Raw genomic sequence first — 17,758 nt, 5'->3', positions numbered from 1 at the left:
CCCACCCACCGACTTCGCAACCAACCCTTTGGAGCACCATGACCGCTGAGGAAATCCGCGCCACGCTGACCGTGTGCCTGCTGGCGTCTTACGCCGACGGCGAAAAGCATGACCGCGAACGAGAGCAGATCCGCCAGGTGGCGGAAGGACTGGCGGGCGACCAGCAGGTCAACTTGCCCGGTCTGTACCAGGACGTGCTGCTGCGCCGCGTGCAGCTGGCGGACGTGCTCGGCCGCCTGACCACGCCCGATTCGCGCCAGCTGGCCTACGAGATGGCCGTATGCGTGTGCGACGCCGACGGGCACACCAGCCCCAAGGAAGAGGCCTTCCTGGGCCAGTTGCGCCAGGCCTGGGGCCTGGGCGGAAGTGCGGCCGCGGCACCCGCCGCCGGCTTTGAGGCCCAAGCCCAGGCCGTGGTCAACGCCCCGCTGGAGTTGGACCTGCCCGATGCCGTGGTGCAGTCCCCCGGCGGCGCAGCGCCGCACCCCGCAGCGGCAGACGCCATGCCCACGCCGCCCTCGCAGCGCCGCCCCGGCAGCCTGTCCGCGGCGGAGATGGACAGCAAGATCCTCAAGGCGTCGATCATGAACGGCGCCATCGAGCTGCTGCCCGAGAACCTCTCCACCCTGGCCATCATTCCGCTGCAGATGCGGCTGGTCTACCAGATCGGCCAGAGCTACGGCTACGAGCTGGACAAGGGCCACATCAAGGACTTCCTGGCGGCCTTGGGCGTGGGACTCACGTCGCAGTACCTGGAGCAGGCGGGCCGCAAGCTGCTCAGCGGCCTGCTGGGCAAGGCCGGCAAGGGGCTGCTGGGCGGCCTGGGGCGCCAGGCCGTGAGCAGCGGCATGAGCTTTGCCGCCACCTACGCCCTGGGCCATGTGGCCAACCAGTACTACGCGGGCGGCCGCGTGCTGTCCACCGACATGCTCAAGGACGCCTACCAGCATGTCATGCAGGACGGGCGCCAGCTGCAGTCGCGCTACCTGCCGCAGATGCAGGAGACCGCGCGCCAGCTGGACACGGCCAAGATCCTGTCCATGGTGCGCGGCGGCTGACCTCGCACGCACCCGCGCGCGCAGGCCGTCGCCAGCACCCAGGCGGCGGCCCGCAAAATGCTATTATTTTTATAGCTACTAGCGCTTGATACACAAGCGCCAGAGGCCTTTTTAGCAAAAACCTAGGCGCGCCGTGCCCATTTGCCGCCGAACTGGTTGATCACCATGCCCAGCAGCACCCCCAGCGTCCCCAGCCACTGCCAGCCCGTGGGCCGCTCGTCCAGCAGCAGCATGGCCGACAGCAGGCCCACCACCGGCACCAGCAGCGACAGCGGCGCCACCGTGCTGGCGGCATAGCGCTGCAGCAGGCGCGTCCACAGGCCGTAGCCCAGCAGCGTGGACAGCAGGGCCAGATAGGCCACCACGCCCAGCTCGCGCCAGCCCATGGACTGCAACTGCCGCGCCATGGCGTCGCCCCCCTCCAGCCACAGCGACAGCAGCAGCAGCGGCACGATGGGGAACAGGCTGGTCCACACGATGAAGGAAACGGGTTCGTACGGCCCCTGCCGCGCCGCCAGGCGGGTGAGCAGGTTGGAGGCCGCCCACATGGCCGCCGCGCCCACGGTGAGGATGAAGCCCGCCAGCGTCATGTCGGCCGGGCTGTCGCCATGGGCCGCGCCGATGAAGGCCAGCCCGCCGATGGCGATGCACAGCCCGATCCACTGCCAGCGCTGGGGCTTCTCGCCCAGCACCGCTGCGGCCATGAGCATGGTGATGAAAGCCTGCGTTTGCAGCACGACGGACGCCATGCCCGCCGGCATGCCCAGCTGCATGCCCGTGAACAGCAGGCCGAACTGCCCCACCCCCTGCACCAGTCCATAGGCCGCCAGCAGCCCCCAGGAAAGATGCTGGGGCGGGCGCACCAGCAGCAAAAAGGGCAGCGAGGCCAGCAAAAAGCGCAGCGCGCACAGCATCAGCGGCGACAGCGTGGCCAGCCCCCACTTCATGACCACGAAGTTCAGCCCCCAGACCACGATCACCACCAGCGCCTTGGCCCAGTCGGCCCGCGATAACGATGCGCTCATGCCCAGGCCCCGCACATGGGCCCGCCGCAGCGCCATGCGCCGCCTACGCCTGCAAATACCACCCTGAAGCTCCCCGTGTTGTGCCCGCCCGCCAAGACCGCCGCGGCGCAAAAGTGGGCCGGATCATGCCCCAGAACCGCGCCGCATGCAGCGCGGTGCGGCCGACCCCAGGGCTGTCGCCGGCCACAAGGGGGCATCTGCCGAACGAGATCCTCACTGCACATTCCTAGTGGGCCGACCACCTGTGCCGCTTGCGCTTGACCAGCAGAGTTCGACCCGTTGCAGCCCCTCAAAACTTCCACCATGCAACCATCAGGGCCTAGTGAACCATCAGGTTGCAGACGTCCGGCTGGCTGACTACAAAGGAGGCGAGCATCAAGGAGCGCCGATCATGTTCGACAAAGATCGTTTCATTGCGGACTGCATCCAGAGCGTAGACGAAGGCGAAGTTGCGATCAGTGAACTCGTCGCAGCGGCGGTATCGGATGGCGCGCGCGTTATCTCCGAGCTCGGCGAGCCAACCCATGCGGGCATCAACACGCTGTACCGAGCGCCGAACCTGACCATCATCAACTTCGTGTGGGCCCCGTGCATGAGCCTCATGCCGCACGACCACCATATGTTTTCAGTGGTGGGCATCTACACGGGCCGCGAGGACAACGTGTTCTGGCGACGCACCGCGGGCGGCCTTGAGGCACACAGTGCGAAATCTCTGGGTGCCGGCGACATCACGACGCTGGAGCGCGATGCGATTCACTCCGTGCTGAACCCGATTGGCAAGATGACCTGCGCGATCCACGTCTATGGCGGCGATTTCTTTGCGCCGCCCGAGCCTCGCAGCATGTGGGACCACGAGACTCTCGCCGAGGGGCCGTGGGAGGTCGAGCGGGTCAAGGTCATGTTTGCCGACGCGGAGGCCCGCTTCAACGCCTGGCAGGGTGCCCGGTGAGGCCATGCCTGACAGCCGCCATTTCGTCCGGGGTGCCCGAGTGCTTGAGGAATGCTCCTCGGTACAGCGACAACTTCGCGCAACGCGCCGTCGTTGCACCACGGCAAGAGTGCTTGGCGGCTTTGGGCCGAAACCGCCAGTACAGGTGACGGGAAAGCAGTCAATGGCATAGCGCCAGCTAAGTCGCAGCAGACCCGTGGCCACAGTACACCGGGCAGCAGCAGTGAGCAGCCAGCCCCGGCCGCCGAACCCAGCCACTGCTTTCTGGCACGCAGCGGGGGCGCGCTTGGCGGCCGCCATCGTCAGCACCCAAAGCAGGCATTCAAGTTGACCTAGCTTTTCTGACTGCCACTGTGAGTGGGTGAATCCTCCCCGCCAGGGCTGCATGCATCAGCCGTTGAAACGTTAGGCAATCGAGATGATTCTTTTCCGGACAGTTGGCCGCATGTCGCAAGCCTTCACGCACGGCCTTTAATTGCTTAATGGACCTATCCACCTGATCGGCCTTGGTAAGCAGCATTTCTCTGTGCACCTGTATTTTTCCATCAGGAGGCAACATAGACCGAATTTCGTTCAGCGAAAATCCAGCTGCCCGCCCAAGAGCAATGACCGATAGATGCTCTAAAACCTGGGCGTCAAACAGTCGCCGCTGCCTATGTCTTCCGATGGAATGGATCAGTCCCTTCTCTTCATAGAAGCGGAGTGTCGGTACGGATAGCCCCGTTCGTTTTGCTACTTCTGAGATGTCCATATTCAGGCCTTGCGCTCAAGTGCACTTGAGCTTTTACAGTGATTCCCGTCACTGTAATCCTCGGAAGCAATACGAAGAAATGATTAAGCTTACAAATACTTGGCTGCTGATTTTTGGCCTCGGTATCGGTGCTACTTTACTGATGGACCTGTGGTCTGCCGTGCTTCGTCGCATGGGAGTAACCACCTTGAACTACGCCATGCTGGGGCGTTGGTGCCTTCACTGGCGAAACGGCATCTGGTTCCACCAGCGCATCCAAGAAGCCCAAACTGTGCGCAGTGAGAAATTTCTTGGCTGGACGTTGCACTATCTGACTGGAATCGTTTTCGCGCTGATGTTTGTCTTCGTTGCAGGGCATCATTGGATCGAGGCGCCTACATTGGTTCCAGCACTGATTTTTGGTGTAGCTACAGTATTTTTCCCGTGGGTCGTATTGCAGCCAGCACTTGGAGCAGGATTGGCAAGTGCGAAAACACCTCGACCATGGCGCAGTCGCATAGCGGGTCTGGCTACGCATCTGGTTTTTGGAGTTGGCCTATACCTCTGCGCAAAAGCCTTCATCTCGCTTTAACGACTGCTTCTGGCCAAACTCCGCCTACCAGTATCGGATCCTGATCAAGCGGAACCATCGCAGGCGGTCAGTCCAAACGCCGCTCCAAGCGGGTGCTCAGCGTGCCAAAGCTGGCAAACCACGCATGGGCTCTCTCCTCATATCCTGCGATAAGTGCCCAGGTGCTTCATGCCTCCGGTTCCCACCTGGCAATTCTGCTGGATTGCCGTAACCACCCAGGTGCGCTCGACACCGAGCGCAGTCATTGCCCCTGTCGGGCCTCTGTCCGGCCACCCCGAAGTGGATGCACCGATGCACCCAATCGGCTGGAATATGGCTGCAGCGGCGGATGCCGCCTCAACTACCCGCCACCTTCATGCGGTTGATGAGAACAGAGCCCACGGTCTTGGCGCCGTAGTTATAGGCATCAGCACCCACGGCCTCGATGCCGCGGAACATGTCCTTGAGGTTGCCGGCAATGGTGATCTCGTGCACGGGGTAGGCGATCTGGCCGTTTTCCACCCAGAAGCCGCTGGCGCCACGCGAGTAGTCGCCCGTCACGTAATTCACGCCCTGGCCCATGAGCTCGATCACGAACAGGCCCGTGCCCAGTTTTCTGAGCATGGCGTCCAGATCGTCCCCCGCCTGGGTCAGGCGCGACGACAGCACCAGGTTGTGCGAACCGCCGGCGTTGCCCGTGGTCTTCATGCCGAGCTTGCGCGCCGAGTAGGTGCTGAGGAAGTAGCCCTCCACGCGGCCACCCTTGACCACTTGGCGCGGCGCCACGCGCACGCCCTCTTCGTCGAACGGCGAGCTGCCTTTGCCGCCCAGGACGAACGGGTCTTCGCTCACGTTGATGTGCTTGGCAAACACCTGCTTGCCCAGCGAGTCGAGAAGGAAGCTGCTCTTGCGGTACAGCGCGCCGCCACTCACGGCCTGCACGAAGCCGCCCAGCAGGCCGGCGGCCAGGGGCGACTCGAACAGCACCGGGCATTCGGTGGTCGGGATCTTGCGGCTGCCCAGGCGGCTCAGGGCGCGCTGCGCGGCATAGCGGCCCACGGCTTCGGGTGCGGCCAGCTCACGCGCGTCGCGCATGGAGCTATACCAAGCGTCGCGCTGCATCTCGGCATTGCGCCCGGGCAGTGAGGCGATGGGAGCGACCGAGATGCTGTGGCGCGAACTGGCGTAGCCGCCGCGAAAGCCGCGCGTGTGGGCGCTGAAGAAATGGCTTTGCTGGGCCGACACGCCGGCGCCCTCGCTGTTGGTGATGCGCCGGTGCGTCTTGAGCGCGGCGGCCTCGCACTCCAGCGCCAGGCGTGCGGCCTCTTCGCTGGACACGTCCCAGGGGTGAAAGAGCTGCAGGTCGCGGTGCGTGTCCGCCGGGGCGATGTCGGCCTCGTCGGGCAAGCCGGCCACCGGGTCCTCGGCCGTGAAGCGGGCGATGTCATAGGCAGCCTGCACCGTGCGCTCGACGGCTTCGGCGGAAAAGTCCGACGTGCTGGCGTTGCCGCGGCGGCGGCCCACATACACCGTCACGCCCAGCGACTTGTCGCGGTTGCGCTCCACAGTCTCCAGCTCGCCCTTGCGCACGCTCACCGACAGGCCACAGCCCTCCGAGGCATCGGCCCCGGCATCGGTGGCGCCCAGTTTCCTGGCATGCGCCAGTGCGTGATCCACCAGGCCTTCAAAGAACTCGCGGGTGTAGCTGAAGCCGCTGTCGGGCTGGGAGGAGACGGCGCCCGTGGCGCTGGAGCGGGGTGTATTCATATCGGCGGCTATGATACTTGCCGCCCTGCGCCACCGCGCAGCGTACGCCATTGCAGCCACCGGGCTGCGGGCCCCTTTTTCCCCTCGCCTCACCATGTCACGCAAACCCAAAAAAGGCTACTACGTGAAGGGTCACTTCGTTGCCGAAGGCAGCGAACTCGACCTGGAACTGAAGGCCGAACTCAAAGGCACGACCGGCTCCACCAAGACCGACCTCAAGCGCGAGATGGAGGCGCTGCAGCAGCTGGGCGCCGACCTGCTCACGCTGCGCGGCGACCTGTTCGCGCGCCTGGCGCTTCCCGAGAAGCTGCAGGAGGCACTGGCCGAGGCCAAGCGCATCACCAACTTCGAGGGCAAGCGCCGGCAGATGCAGTTTGTCGGCAAGCTCATGCGCAAGCTGGAGGACGACACCGTGGCGGCCATCCAGGCCGCCCTGGACGAGCAGCACAACGGCTCGGCGGCGGAGAAGCTCGCGCTGCACCAGGCCGAGCACTGGCGCGACCGCCTGATCGCCGACGATGACGCCCTGCCCCAGTGGCTGGAGCAGTTCCCGCGCACCGACACGCAGCAGGTCCGCGCCCTGATCCGCCAGGCGCGCAAGGACGCGCCGCCCGAGGACAAGGCCGCCGTCTCGCAGGGCCTGGCCCCGCGCAAGGGACGCGCCTACCGCGAGCTGTTCCAGCTCGTGCGCGAACAAATGGCCGAGGCCGGTGCCCAGGCCGCCGACGAGGAGCGCGAAGACGATGCCTGACGCCAAGACCACTCCCCTCTACGACGCCGTGAAGATCGGCATCGTGTCCGTGAGCGACCGCGCCAGCTCGGGCGCCTATGAGGACAAAGGCCTGCCCGCGCTGCACGACTGGCTCAAGCGCGCGCTGCACAACCCCCTGCAATTCGAGCCGCGCCTGATCCCTGACGAGCAGGACCGCATCAGCGCCACGCTGATCGAGTTGGTGGATGCCGGCTGCAGCCTGGTGCTGACCACCGGCGGCACCGGCCCCGCGCTGCGCGACGTGACGCCCGAGGCCACGCTGGCCGTGGCCGACAAGGAAATGCCGGGCTTTGGCGAGCAGATGCGCCAGATCGGCCTGCGGTTCGTGCCCACGGCCATTCTGTCGCGCCAGGTGGCCGTGGTCCGCGCACAAAGCCTGATCATCAACCTGCCGGGCCAGCCCAAGGCCATCGCCGAGACGCTCGAAGGCCTCAAGGACGCGGACGGAGCGCAGCTTGTGCCCGGCATCTTCGCGGCCGTGCCCTACTGCATCGACCTGATCGGCGGGCCGTACCTCGAGACGCGGCCCGAGGTCTGCAAGGCATTCCGCCCCAAATCGGCCATTCGCACCCGCTGAGGGCCGGCCCTCACGGCCAGATACCTGACCAGTCCACAGGGACGTGGCCGCACGGCCCCGCACACGGCGTAATGTGGCGCTTTCCACGCGAAAGGAGCATCGCCATGACCTCCATGATGAAAGCCGCCGTCTTCGTCGAAAAGGGCCGCATCGAGCTGGCCGACAAACCCATTCCCGACGTAGGGCCCAACGACGCCCTGGTGCGCATCACCACCACCACCATCTGCGGCACGGACGTGCACATCCTCAAGGGCGAGTACCCGGTGGCCAAGGGCCTGACCGTGGGGCACGAACCCGTGGGCGTGATCGAGAAGCTGGGCAGCGCCGTACAGGGCTACCAGGAGGGCCAGCGCGTGATCGCCGGCGCCATCTGCCCCAACTTCAACAGCTATGCCGCGCAGGACGGCTTCCCCAGCCAGGACGGCAGCTACCTGGCGGCGCGCGGCCTGTGCGGCTGCCACGGCTACAAGGCCACGGCCGGCTGGCGCTTCGGCAACCTGATCGACGGCGCCCAGGCCGAATACGTGCTGGTGCCCGACGCCCAGGCCAACCTGGCTCCCATCCCCGACGGCCTGACCGACGAGCAGGTGCTGATGTGCCCGGACATCATGTCCACCGGCTTCAGAGGCGCAGAAAACGCCAACATCAAGATCGGCGACACCGTGGTGGTGCTGGCCCAGGGCCCCATCGGGCTGTGCGCCACGGCGGGCGCGCGCCTGCTGGGCGCGACCACCATCATCGTCGTGGACGGCAACGACCACCGCCTGGGTATCGCCAAGAAGTTGGGCGCCGACGTGACGCTGAACTTCCGCAACGTGGACATCGTGGACGAGGTGATGAAGCTCACGGGCGGCAAGGGTGCCGACAGCTCCATCGAGGCGCTGGGCACGCAGACCACGTTCGCCCAGGCCCTGAAGGTGCTCAAGCCCGGCGGCACGCTGTCCAGCCTGGGCGTGTATTCGGAAGACCTGTCAATCCCGCTGGCGCAGTTTGCGGCCGGCCTGGGCGACCACACCATCCGCACCGCGCTGTGCCCCGGCGGCAAGGAGCGCATGCGCCGCCTGATGAACGTGATAGCCGCCCAGCGTCTGGACCTGGGCGTGCTGGTCACGCACCAGCGCAAGCTGGACGACATCGTGGAGGCCTACGACCTGTTCTCCCACCAGCGCGACGGCGTGCTGAAGGTCGCCATCAAGCCCCACTGAACGCTGCCACGCCGGCGCGGCAGGGCCCGCCGCGCCTCATCCGCGCCTCATGCCAGGCCGCGCAGCTCGCCCCACTCGGCCCAGGGGGCCCGCGTGGATCGCAGTGCATTGATGGGTGCGGCCGGGTCTTCGTAGCCCAGTGCCACGCCGAAGGCCACCCGATAGGGCTCGGGCAGGTTCAGTTGCTGCTGCAGCGTGCCGGCATAGCGGCGCCAGAAGCCCTGGGCGCAGGTGGCCAGGCCATGCCGCACGGCCAGCAGCATCAGGGACTGCAGATAGATGCCCAGGTCCACCCATTGCGGCGGCCCCATGCGCTCGTCCACGCACACGAACACCCCCACGGGCGCACCAAAGAACTCGGCGTTCTTGGCCAGTTGCCGCAGCCGCCCGGCCTTGTCATCGCGGGCAATGCCCAGGGTGCGGTACAGGTCCTCGCCATTGGCGAAACGGCGCGTACGGTAGGGCTCCCACAGGCCGGGCGGATAGGACTGGTTGCCCGCCTCCTCCTCGGCCTGCGCACCGGCAACGGCCGCCAGCAAGCGCTCAAGGGGCTCTCCGGCCAGCGCCACCACGCGCCAGGGCTGCAGGTTGCCGCCCGACGCGGCCTGTGCCGCCTCCTCCAACAACTGCTGCACCAGCGCCACCGGGGGCGCATCGGGCAGAAACGCGCGCACTGAACGGCGCTGGCTCAGGGCTTGGGTCACATCCACGGGGCTCTCTCCTTATCCATCCCAGTCGGGGCCTGCGCGCGGACATCCCTGCGCGGCGCCTCCACAGTCATCGCGGCGCTGGCGCCGCCGCGTACAGCAGGTCCGCCACGGCCGCCAGGCATGGGGCCATGGCAACCGGCGGCAGGCCGGCCGGCAGAAGCTGGCGCCCGCCCGCGTTGAACCAGACGGCGGCACCGACACCACAGCGCAGCGGTCCCAGCACATCCTGGTCCAGCGAATCGCCCACCATGGCCACCCGCGACAGGTCCGGCAGGCCCAGCCGCTGCTGCACCACCCGCCAGAAGGCGGGATCGCTCTTGCGGTGACCGATGTCTGCGTAGCAAAAAATGTCGCTCACGAAACGCAGCAGCCCCGCACGCTGCAGGGCCTGCTGCACGTCGGCTCGCTGCGAGACGGACGCATTGGTGGCAATGCACAGGCGTTCGCCTTGGGCATGCAGTCGTGCCAGCAGTTCCAGGGCGCCGTCGATGCGCCAGACCTGTGGCCATTGCGCCATGGGCAGCTCGTCGGGGCCGCCCCGCTCGGCCATCAGGGTGCCGCCCCAGTCGAAGCACAGGGCATCGAAGCGCCGCTGGATCGGTGCAGGCTGCACGGCTACTTGCCGATGATGTCGTTGAGCTTGGCAGCCTGGAACTGCTCGCAGCGCACGGCATCCTGGGGCACGCAGCCGGCGCCCTGCGGCGTGGCCTGCGAGAGCTTTTCTATGGCCTGCCACAGCAGCGCGATCTGGTGCTCCTGCGTGGACGCCGAGTCGATCAGGCCGCGCATGGCCTGGGTCAGCGGGTCGTCCTGCTGCTGCGTCACGCCATAGGCGCTGAACTTGGCTTCCTCGGGCTTGTGCGGCTCGGTCACATCGGCGCTCTGCCCTTCCTTAGAAGGAATGATGCGCGCCGGGATGCCCACGGCCGTGGCTCCCGCGGGCACGGGCTTGATGACCACGGCGTTGGAGCCGATCTTCGCCCCGTCGCCCACCTCGAAGCCGCCCAGCACCTTGGCGCCCGCGCTCACCACCACGTTCTTGCCCAGCGTGGGATGGCGCTTGGCGCCCTTGTAGAGCGACGTGCCGCCCAGCGTCACGCCCTGGTAGATGGTGCAGCCGTCGCCGATCTCGGCCGTCTCGCCCACGACCACGCCCATGGCGTGGTCGAAGAACACGCGCTCGCCGATCTTTGCGCCCGGATGGATCTCGATGCCCGTGAACCAGCGCGCGAAGTGCGAGATGAAGCGCCCCAGCCACTTGAAGCCCTGCGTCCAGCACCAGTGCGCGGGCCGGTGCAGCCAGATGGCGTGCAGGCCCGGGTAACAGGTGACCACTTCCCAGGTGCTGCGCGCAGCCGGGTCGCGGTCAAGAATGCACTGGATGTCGGATCGCAGGCGGGCAAGCATGAAGCAGACGGAAGAGAGCTGAAAGGAGCCTTGCAGTCTAGCGTTTTGACTGCGCGGCCTGGATCATGGACTTGGCGACACCGCGCAGAATGTGGATTTCCTCCTGCGTGAGTTGCGCGCGGTTGAAAAGCTGGTTCAAGCGCGGCATGAGCTTCTTGGGCGCTGCGGGGTCGAGGAAATCGATGGCGGTGAGCGCCTGCTCCCAGTGCGCCAGCATGCCCGCCACCTGGGCCGCGTCGGCGCGGTCGCCCTGCGGCGCCGACTCCGCCGCGGGAAAGCCGCCCAGCGCCTGCCGCCACTCATAGGCGACGACCTGCACGGCCGCGCCGAGGTTGAGCGAGCCGAACTGCGGATTCGTGGGAATGCTGAGCGCCACATGGCAGCGGTACACATCCTCGTTGGCCATGCCGAAGCGCTCGGAGCCGAACAGGAAGGCCACGCCAGCCTCCCTGTTCTCCTGCGGCGGCTGCGCATTGGGCACCAAATCAGGCTCAGACGCCCTACCATCAAGCGCTGACAGCTCACCTTTCAATAGCAAATCGAAATGCGCACGCGGCGTGCGCGTGGGCGGGCCGAAGTCGCGCGGCGTCATGGCCGTGGCGCACAGGTGGCTCATGCCCTCCAGCGCCTCGTCCAGCGTGGCCACGATGCGGGCGCGCTCCAGCACGTCGAGCGCGCCGCTCGCGCGCTGGATGGTTTCCTCGCGCCGCAGCACGTTGGCCCAGCGCGGGGCCACCAGCACCAGGTCGTCGAAGCCCATGGTCTTCATGGCGCGCGCGACGGCGCCCACGTTGCCGGCATGGCTGGTGTGGATGAGGATGAAGCGGGTTTTCATGGGGCGATGGCGCTCAGGGGCCGCACAGGCGGAAAAACCCGCCATTGTCGCCGCAAGCCTGCCCCCGCGCCGGCCGGTGCCTGCGACCCCGGGCGTGCACTCCGCAACCCCCGCAGTTAAAATGCACGCTTTGCGCCCGCATCGCCGGCCGCGCTGTCCCGGCCACGCGCCGCCCGCTCCTTACCCACAATCCATGTCGTCCAATCTGCACCCCATGCTCAACGTGGCCATCAAGGCCGCACGCGCCGCCGGCGCCATCATCAACCGCGCGGCCCTCGACGTGGAGGCGGTGCGCATTTCGCAAAAGCAGATCAACGACTTCGTGACCGAAGTGGACCACGCGGCCGAGCAGGCCGTCATCGAGACGCTGCTCACCGCCTACCCGGGCCACGGCATCCTGGCCGAGGAATCGGGCACGCAGCACGGCTCCAAGCATTCCGAATATGTCTGGATCATCGACCCGCTGGACGGCACGACCAACTTCATCCACGGCTTCCCCGTCTATTGCGTGAGCATCGCCCTGGCCGTGCGCGGCAAGGTGGAGCAGGCCGTGGTCTACGACCCCACGCGCAACGACCTGTTCACCGCCACGCGCGGGCGCGGCGCCTTCCTGAACGAGCGCCGCATCCGCGTGAGCAAGCGCACGCGCCTGGGCGAATGCCTGGTCTCCACGGGCTTCCCCTTCCGCCCGGGCGACAACTTCAAGAGCTACCTGGCCATGATGGCGGACGTGATGCCCCGCACCGCCGGCCTGCGCCGCCCCGGCGCCGCCGCGCTGGACTTGGCCTATGTGGCCGCGGGCTTCACCGACGGTTTCTTCGAGACCGGCCTGTCGATCTGGGACGTGGCCGCCGGCGGCCTGCTGGTGACCGAGGCCGGCGGCCTGGTCGGCAACTTCACGGGCGAGTCCGACTACATGGAGCAGCGCGAATGCCTGGCCGGCGCGCCGCGCATCTATGGCCAGCTTGTGGGCCTGCTGGGCAAGTACAGCAAGTTCGCCAGCGCCGGCGACAAGGCCGCAGTGCGCCAGGCCACCGGCGCCACGGAAGATGCGCTGGACGGCGCCGCGGATAACGCCGCCGCCGATGGCATGGAGCCGCAAGCAGACGACACCATCACGGCCCCCGACAGCGCCGCCGAGGACAGCCAGACCCGGCCCGCCGCCGCTCCGTAAAAACTCACTACCAAAACAATAGCTGCCAGCGCTTGACAGAAAAGCGCTGGCAGCTATTTTTATTGATAATCCAGCCTCACCGCATCACGCCGGCCTGCAGGTGCCCCAGCACGATCATCAGCACCTGCAGCAGCACCAACACCACCAGCGGCGACAGATCCACCCCGCCCAGCAGCGGCAGCACGCGCCGCACCGGGCGCAGCAGGGGCTCGCACAGGCGGGCAATCACCTCGCTGATGGGCGAGCGCGTCTGCACCCAGGACAGCACGGCATAGACGATCAGCAGCCCCATCAGGCCCGAGACGGCCACCCGCGCCATGCCGAAGAGCGCCATCCACGGCAGCCAGGCCAGCCCCATGGCGCCGCTCAACAGCAGCCACAGCAACAGGTATTGCGCCAGCTGCAGCAGCAGCGCGGCAGCCAGGCATGACAGGTCCCAGCGCCCCGCAGCCGGCACGGCCTTGCGCAGCGGCAGCACCAGCCAGTCGCTCAGCGCGAACACCAGCCGCCCAACGGGGTTGGCGAACGACACCCGCTGCAGTTGCATGTACAGGCGCAGCAGGCAGGCGCCGGTGAGCAGGCCGCCGGCAACGTCGAGAAGAAAGGAAATGATCTGGAACAGCATGGGAAGCAGCAAAAGAACGCCCGCCGCGGGCGCGGCACAGGGCTGACGCGGGCACTACGTGGGATGATAGCGACGCAGCCTTGGCACACCACCATGCCCCATCCCCTGACACTGACATCACTCCCGCTGTTCCCGCTCGACACCGTGCTGTTTCCAGGCGGCGTGCTGGCACTGCGCGTCTTCGAGGTGCGTTACCTGGACATGGTGCGCAAATGCCAGCATGCGGGCGCGCCCTTCGGCGTGGTGGCGCTCACGGCGGGGCAGGAGGTGCGCCGAGCCGGTGCCCCCGACGAACAGTTCCACGACATGGGTACCCTGGCCGTCATCGAGCAGATGGAGTCGCCGCAGTCCGGGCTGATCACCCTGCGCTGCCGCGGCACGGAGCGCTTCCACATCACACGCCACAGCCATCTGCCGCACGGACTCTGGATCGCCGACGTGGAGCAGATGCCGGTCGATCCGCATGTGCCGGTGCCGGACGACCTGCAGCGCACGGCGGCCGTGCTAGCGCAGGTGCTGGCCTCGCTGCAGGAGCGCGAGCACGGCCAAGGCCCCCACCACGCCCCCACGCCCGCGCAGCTGCAGGACTGCGGCTGGGTGGCCAATCGCTGGTGCGAGCTGCTGCCCGTGCCGCTGGAACTCAAGCAGCGCCTGATGACGCTGGACAACCCGCTGGTGCGCCTGGAGCTGGTGGGCGACGTGCTGGAACGCACGGGGATCGCGCTGTAGCAGCGCGCAAGCGCAGGCCCCGTCAGGGCCCGGCCCGGTACTCGGGCACCCGCTCCCGCAGGCCGTCCCGCAGCGCGCGCGGCAGTGGCGCCGGCCCCAACCCATCCACCCATTGCTCCAGCAGCGCCAGGTCAAGCAGAAGCTGATCGCCCTGGCGAGCCACGCGCAGCCGCGGGTGCTGCGTGGGCAGCGTGGTTTCATCGTCCGCCAGCCATTCCTCGTAGAGTTTCTCGCCGGGCCGCAGGCCCGTGAACACGATGGGCACCTCCGACTCGGTCTTGCCCGACAGGCGGATCAACATGCGCGCCAACTCGACGATCTTCACGGGATCGCCCATGTCCAGCACGTAGATCTGTCCCGAACGTCCCATCCAGCCCGCCTGCACCACGAGTTGCGCGGCCTCGGGAATGGTCATGAAATAGCGCACGATCTCCGGGTGGGTGACCGTCACCGGCCCGCCCCGCGCGATCTGCGCCGAAAACAGGGGCACCACCGACCCGCTGGAACCCAGCACGTTGCCGAAGCGCACGGCCACATAGTCCGTCGCGCCCTGGTACTGGGCCGCCACGCTCTGCACGGCGCGCTCGGCCAGCCGCTTGCTGGCGCCCATGACGTTGGTCGGATTCACGGCCTTGTCGGTGGAGACCAGCACGAACTTGCGGGCCCCGCACTCCCCCGCCAGCCGCGCCATGTGCAGCGTGCCCAGCACATTGGTGTGCAGGGCCTCGATCTCGTTGAGTTCTTCCATCAGCGGTACATGCTTGTAGGCCGCCGCATGGAAGACCACTGCCGGCCGGTGGCGCATGGCGATCGCCTCCATGCGCGCCCGCTCGCGCACGTTGGCGGTGTAGTAAAAGCCCTGCATCTGCGGATGGGCCGCCCGCAGCTCCTGCTCCAGGGGGTACACCGCCGCCTCCGATACGTCCACGCACACCAGCCGCGCCACGCCGAAGCGTGCCACCTGGCGGCACAGCTCGGCCCCGATGGAGCCGCCGGCGCCGGTCACCAGCACGGTCTGCCCCGACAGCCAATGCGCCAGCCCGCCCGCGTCCAGCACCACGGGAGCGCGGCTCAGCAGGTCTTCCAGCTCCACCTTGCGCAGATCGGCGGCCGGCGCGTTCAGCCAGTGGCCGGCCAATGGCATGGACAGCAGATTCAATCCGGCGCCCGACCAGCGCAGCAGCACGTCGCGCCGCAGGGCCGAACCCGGCGGGCTGGCCACGAGAACCGACCGCGTCTGCAGATCGCGCGCCAGGCTGTCGAGCCGGCCCGTGCCGCCCACCACGCTGACGTTCTGCAGGCTGCGGCCTGTGTCCTCGTCGCGCGGCGACACAATGCCGACCACATGCCAGCCCGGTGCCCCCTTGATCGTGCGCAGGGCCTGGTCCGCCTCTTCCAGTGTGCCAACGACCAGCAACGGCGTCTGCCCCTGCCGGCCCTGCTGCATACGCCGCTCGGCCCGCGTGCGCCACGCGGCCCGCGCGCCGGCCAGCAGCACCAGCGCCAGCACCCCGAACAAGGGGAACACCGATCGCGCGAAACCGGGATAGCGCAGCACCATGATGCACGCCGTGGTGCCCAGCGCGCCCAGCAGCACGCCCCCCGCAAGCTGGCGCAGATCCGCCAGGCCCACGTATCGCCACGACTGCCGCTGCACCTGCGCGGCGGCCAGCCCCAGGACCATGCAGACCACGGCCCAGGGCATGGTGTCCAGCGCCATGCTCAGGTATTCATGCGGCATCTCGAAGTTGAACCGCAGCCAGAAGGCCGCCCACCAGGCCAGTGCCACCATGGACACGTCGGCCAGGGCGAACAGCAGCACGGCGCGGCTCCAGCGCATACCTCCCCACATGCTCATGCCTTTCCCCTGCGCGTGGACAGCACCGCCCCCACGGTGCGCAGCAGAATGACCAGGTCGCCAGACACGCTGTGGTGCGCCACGTAGTCGAGGTAGTGGCGCTGCTTGATGGGCATGATGGTCTCGATATAGGCACGCTCGGCGTCCGGCGCCGCGGCGAGCAGGCTTTCCTCGTCACGGAACAGGATCGTCGCCGGGTCGGTAATGCCCGGCCGCACCGAGAGAATCCTGTGGCGCACACCGTCCGCATACAGGGCCATGTAGCGCGGCACCTCCGGGCGCGGCCCCACCAGGCTCATCTCTCCGCGAAGCACGTCGATCAGTTGCGGCAATTCGTCCAGCTTGTAGCGGCGCAGCACACGCCCCACCCGGGTGATGCGCGCGTCCGAGCCCGCCGTGACCAGCGGCCCCGGCAACCCATCGGCACGCATTGTGCGGAACTTGTGGATGCGAAAGAGCCGGCCCCGCCACCCCACGCGCTGCTGGCGAAAGAGCACGGGCCCCGGCGAGTCCAGGCGAACCGCAACGGCCACCGCCAGCCCCAGCGGCCACACCAGCAGCAGTCCCAGCAGGGCGCCGGCCACATCCACGCACCGCTTGAGCGTCATGCCCGCCCCAGCACCTGCCGCACGGCGCTCACCACGCGCAGCACCGCGTCATCGTCCATGCGGCTGTAGATGGGCAGCGAGGCCGTGCGCTCTGCTACCGCCTGGCTCACGGGGAACTGCGCCGCATCCAGGCCGCAGGAGTCCCGCCAATAGGAATGCTGGTGCAAAGGGATGTAGTGCACGCTCATGCCAATGCCCTGGGCGAACATGGCATCCACGAAGGCATCGCGCGGCATGCCCAGCACCTCGATGGGAAACAGGTGCCAGGCGTGCACATCGCCCTCGGCCGCCTGCGGCGGCAGCGCCAGGTCCAGACCGGCCAGCACCTCACGGTAGTACCGGGCAATAGCCGCGCGGCGCTGCTGGAAGCGGTGCACCTTGCGCAGCTGCGCCAGGCCCAGGGCCGCCGCGATGTCCGTCATGTTGTATTTGAAGCCGGGCGCCACCACGTCGTAGCGCCATGCGGGCACCGGGGTGTTGAAGCGCGCAAAGGCATCACGGTCCATGCCATGCAGGCGCATGGTGCGGGCACGGCGCGCCAACGCGGCATTGCGCGTCACCAGCATGCCGCCCTCCCCCGTGGTCATGGTCTTGTTGGCGTAGAAGCTGAACACCGTGGCATCGCTGCCCAGCGTGCCGACCATGCGCCCGCCATGCGTGGCCGGCAGGGCATGGGCTGCGTCCTCCACCACCTTCAGCCCGTGTTCGCGCGCGAGCGCCAGCAGGGCCGCCATGTTGGCGCTGCGCCCCCCAAAGTGCACGGCGATGATGGCGCGCGTGCGCGGTGTGATGCACTGCTCCACCTGCTTCGGATCGATGCACAGCGAATCAGGTTCGATGTCCACCAGCACCGGATCGGCGCCCAGGTAGCGAATGACCTCGGCCGTCGCCGTGAACGTGTGCGTGGTGGTGATGACCTCGTCGCCCGGGCCGATGCCCAGGGCCTCCAGGGCCAGGTGCAGCCCCGCGGTGGCGGAATTCACCGCAACCGTCTCCAGGGAAACATCCCCCAGGAACTCCGCAAAGGCGGCCTCGAACTTGCGCGTCTTCGGGCCCGTGGTCAGCCAACCCGAGCGCAGCGTGTCCAGCACCTCGGCCTCTTCTTCCTCGCCGATATCGGGAAGTGCGAACGGTAAGAATGACGATGCGGATGACATG

19 protein-coding genes are annotated in these 17,758 nt (G+C 67.5%); 8 read left to right on the top strand and 11 right to left on the bottom strand.

All coding sequences use genetic code 11. The features are described from left to right. The first annotated feature begins 38 nt into the window (after window positions 1-38). Window positions 39-1,058 carry a YcjF family protein gene (locus tag BP68_RS11845; protein WP_496371946.1) on the top strand — a complete coding sequence of 340 codons (1,020 nt, stop codon included), beginning with the start codon at window positions 39-41 and terminating at the stop codon, window positions 1,056-1,058. 122 nt (window positions 1,059-1,180) lie between these two features. On the opposite strand, the gene BP68_RS11840 is transcribed toward BP68_RS11845, so the two are convergent. Then, window positions 1,181-2,083 carry an EamA family transporter gene (locus BP68_RS11840; RefSeq protein WP_496371944.1) on the bottom strand — a complete coding sequence of 301 codons (903 nt, stop codon included), beginning with the start codon at window positions 2,081-2,083 and terminating at the stop codon, window positions 1,181-1,183. A 391-nt stretch (window positions 2,084-2,474) separates the two neighbouring features. Here BP68_RS11840 and BP68_RS11835 point away from each other — a divergent pair, with 391 nt between their 5' ends. Then, the gene (locus BP68_RS11835; RefSeq protein ID WP_496371942.1) at window positions 2,475-3,032 is read left to right on the top strand and encodes a hypothetical protein; all 558 of its coding nucleotides are present in this window, start codon (window positions 2,475-2,477) and stop codon (window positions 3,030-3,032) included. 322 nt (window positions 3,033-3,354) lie between these two features. Here the strand turns inward: BP68_RS11835 and BP68_RS11830 are convergent, their stop codons facing one another. Continuing rightward, the gene (locus tag BP68_RS11830) at window positions 3,355-3,783 is read right to left on the bottom strand and encodes a helix-turn-helix domain-containing protein (RefSeq protein WP_496371940.1); all 429 of its coding nucleotides are present in this window, start codon (window positions 3,781-3,783) and stop codon (window positions 3,355-3,357) included. Window positions 3,784-3,862: 79 nt separating this feature from the next. Between BP68_RS11830 and BP68_RS11825 the strand changes: the two genes are divergently transcribed. Further along, window positions 3,863-4,354, top strand: a complete 492-nt coding sequence (locus tag BP68_RS11825; protein ID WP_496371938.1) for a DUF2938 domain-containing protein — start codon at window positions 3,863-3,865, stop codon at window positions 4,352-4,354. A 336-nt stretch (window positions 4,355-4,690) separates the two neighbouring features. On the opposite strand, the gene pmbA is transcribed toward BP68_RS11825, so the two are convergent. Continuing rightward, window positions 4,691-6,100 carry a metalloprotease PmbA gene (pmbA, locus tag BP68_RS11820; protein ID WP_496371936.1) on the bottom strand — a complete coding sequence of 470 codons (1,410 nt, stop codon included), beginning with the start codon at window positions 6,098-6,100 and terminating at the stop codon, window positions 4,691-4,693. Window positions 6,101-6,194: 94 nt separating this feature from the next. On the opposite strand from pmbA, the gene yjgA reads away from it, so the two are divergent. From yjgA to BP68_RS11805, 3 genes are all read left to right on the top strand, one after another. Next, window positions 6,195-6,851, top strand: coding sequence for a ribosome biogenesis factor YjgA (gene yjgA / locus BP68_RS11815; RefSeq protein ID WP_496371934.1), 657 nt, complete (start codon window positions 6,195-6,197; stop codon window positions 6,849-6,851). Beyond that, window positions 6,844-7,449 (top strand): molybdopterin adenylyltransferase, encoded by a 606-nt coding sequence (mog, locus tag BP68_RS11810; protein WP_496371932.1) that lies wholly within the window; start codon window positions 6,844-6,846, stop codon window positions 7,447-7,449. Before yjgA ends, mog begins: the two co-directional genes overlap by 8 nt. A gap of 104 nt (window positions 7,450-7,553) precedes the next feature. Beyond that, window positions 7,554-8,654 carry an NAD(P)-dependent alcohol dehydrogenase gene (locus tag BP68_RS11805; RefSeq protein ID WP_496371930.1) on the top strand — a complete coding sequence of 367 codons (1,101 nt, stop codon included), beginning with the start codon at window positions 7,554-7,556 and terminating at the stop codon, window positions 8,652-8,654. Window positions 8,655-8,701: 47 nt separating this feature from the next. On the opposite strand, the gene BP68_RS11800 is transcribed toward BP68_RS11805, so the two are convergent. From BP68_RS11800 to BP68_RS11785, 4 genes are all read right to left on the bottom strand, one after another. After that, window positions 8,702-9,364 carry a nitroreductase gene (locus BP68_RS11800; RefSeq protein WP_496371928.1) on the bottom strand — a complete coding sequence of 221 codons (663 nt, stop codon included), beginning with the start codon at window positions 9,362-9,364 and terminating at the stop codon, window positions 8,702-8,704. 67 nt (window positions 9,365-9,431) lie between these two features. Further along, entirely contained in the window at window positions 9,432-9,977 is a 546-nt protein-coding gene (locus tag BP68_RS11795) for an HAD family hydrolase (RefSeq protein WP_496371926.1), read from the bottom strand. Between the two features lie 2 nt (window positions 9,978-9,979). Beyond that, window positions 9,980-10,771 (bottom strand): serine O-acetyltransferase, encoded by a 792-nt coding sequence (gene cysE, locus BP68_RS11790; RefSeq protein WP_496371924.1) that lies wholly within the window; start codon window positions 10,769-10,771, stop codon window positions 9,980-9,982. Window positions 10,772-10,808: 37 nt separating this feature from the next. After that, window positions 10,809-11,606 (bottom strand): RNA methyltransferase, encoded by a 798-nt coding sequence (locus tag BP68_RS11785; RefSeq protein WP_496371922.1) that lies wholly within the window; start codon window positions 11,604-11,606, stop codon window positions 10,809-10,811. 193 nt (window positions 11,607-11,799) lie between these two features. Between BP68_RS11785 and BP68_RS11780 the strand changes: the two genes are divergently transcribed. Continuing rightward, a complete protein-coding gene (locus BP68_RS11780) occupies window positions 11,800-12,780 on the top strand; it encodes an inositol monophosphatase family protein (RefSeq protein ID WP_496371920.1) in 981 nt (326 codons plus the stop codon). Window positions 12,781-12,856: 76 nt separating this feature from the next. Here BP68_RS11780 and BP68_RS11775 read toward each other — a convergent pair whose 3' ends face one another. After that, window positions 12,857-13,405, bottom strand: coding sequence for a YggT family protein (locus BP68_RS11775; RefSeq protein ID WP_496371918.1), 549 nt, complete (start codon window positions 13,403-13,405; stop codon window positions 12,857-12,859). 93 nt (window positions 13,406-13,498) lie between these two features. Here BP68_RS11775 and BP68_RS11770 point away from each other — a divergent pair, with 93 nt between their 5' ends. Further along, entirely contained in the window at window positions 13,499-14,134 is a 636-nt protein-coding gene (locus BP68_RS11770) for an LON peptidase substrate-binding domain-containing protein (protein WP_496371916.1), read from the top strand. A gap of 22 nt (window positions 14,135-14,156) precedes the next feature. On the opposite strand, the gene BP68_RS11765 is transcribed toward BP68_RS11770, so the two are convergent. From BP68_RS11765 to BP68_RS11755, 3 genes are read right to left on the bottom strand one after another with little or no spacing between them, the layout of a single operon-like run. Continuing rightward, window positions 14,157-15,992, bottom strand: coding sequence for a polysaccharide biosynthesis protein (locus BP68_RS11765; RefSeq protein WP_496371914.1), 1,836 nt, complete (start codon window positions 15,990-15,992; stop codon window positions 14,157-14,159). Next, window positions 15,989-16,600, bottom strand: a complete 612-nt coding sequence (locus tag BP68_RS11760; protein ID WP_496371912.1) for a sugar transferase — start codon at window positions 16,598-16,600, stop codon at window positions 15,989-15,991. The genes BP68_RS11765 and BP68_RS11760 overlap by 4 nt, the downstream gene beginning before the upstream one ends. Further along, entirely contained in the window at window positions 16,597-17,757 is a 1,161-nt protein-coding gene (locus tag BP68_RS11755) for a DegT/DnrJ/EryC1/StrS family aminotransferase (RefSeq protein ID WP_496371910.1), read from the bottom strand. Before BP68_RS11755 ends, BP68_RS11760 begins: the two co-directional genes overlap by 4 nt. Window position 17,758: the final 1 nt, after the last annotated feature.

The sequence above is a fragment of the Diaphorobacter oryzae DSM 22780 genome, from assembly GCF_059568935.1.
The sequence above is the reverse complement of the archived record's forward strand: the minus strand, read 5'-3'. Positions and strand labels throughout refer to the sequence as shown.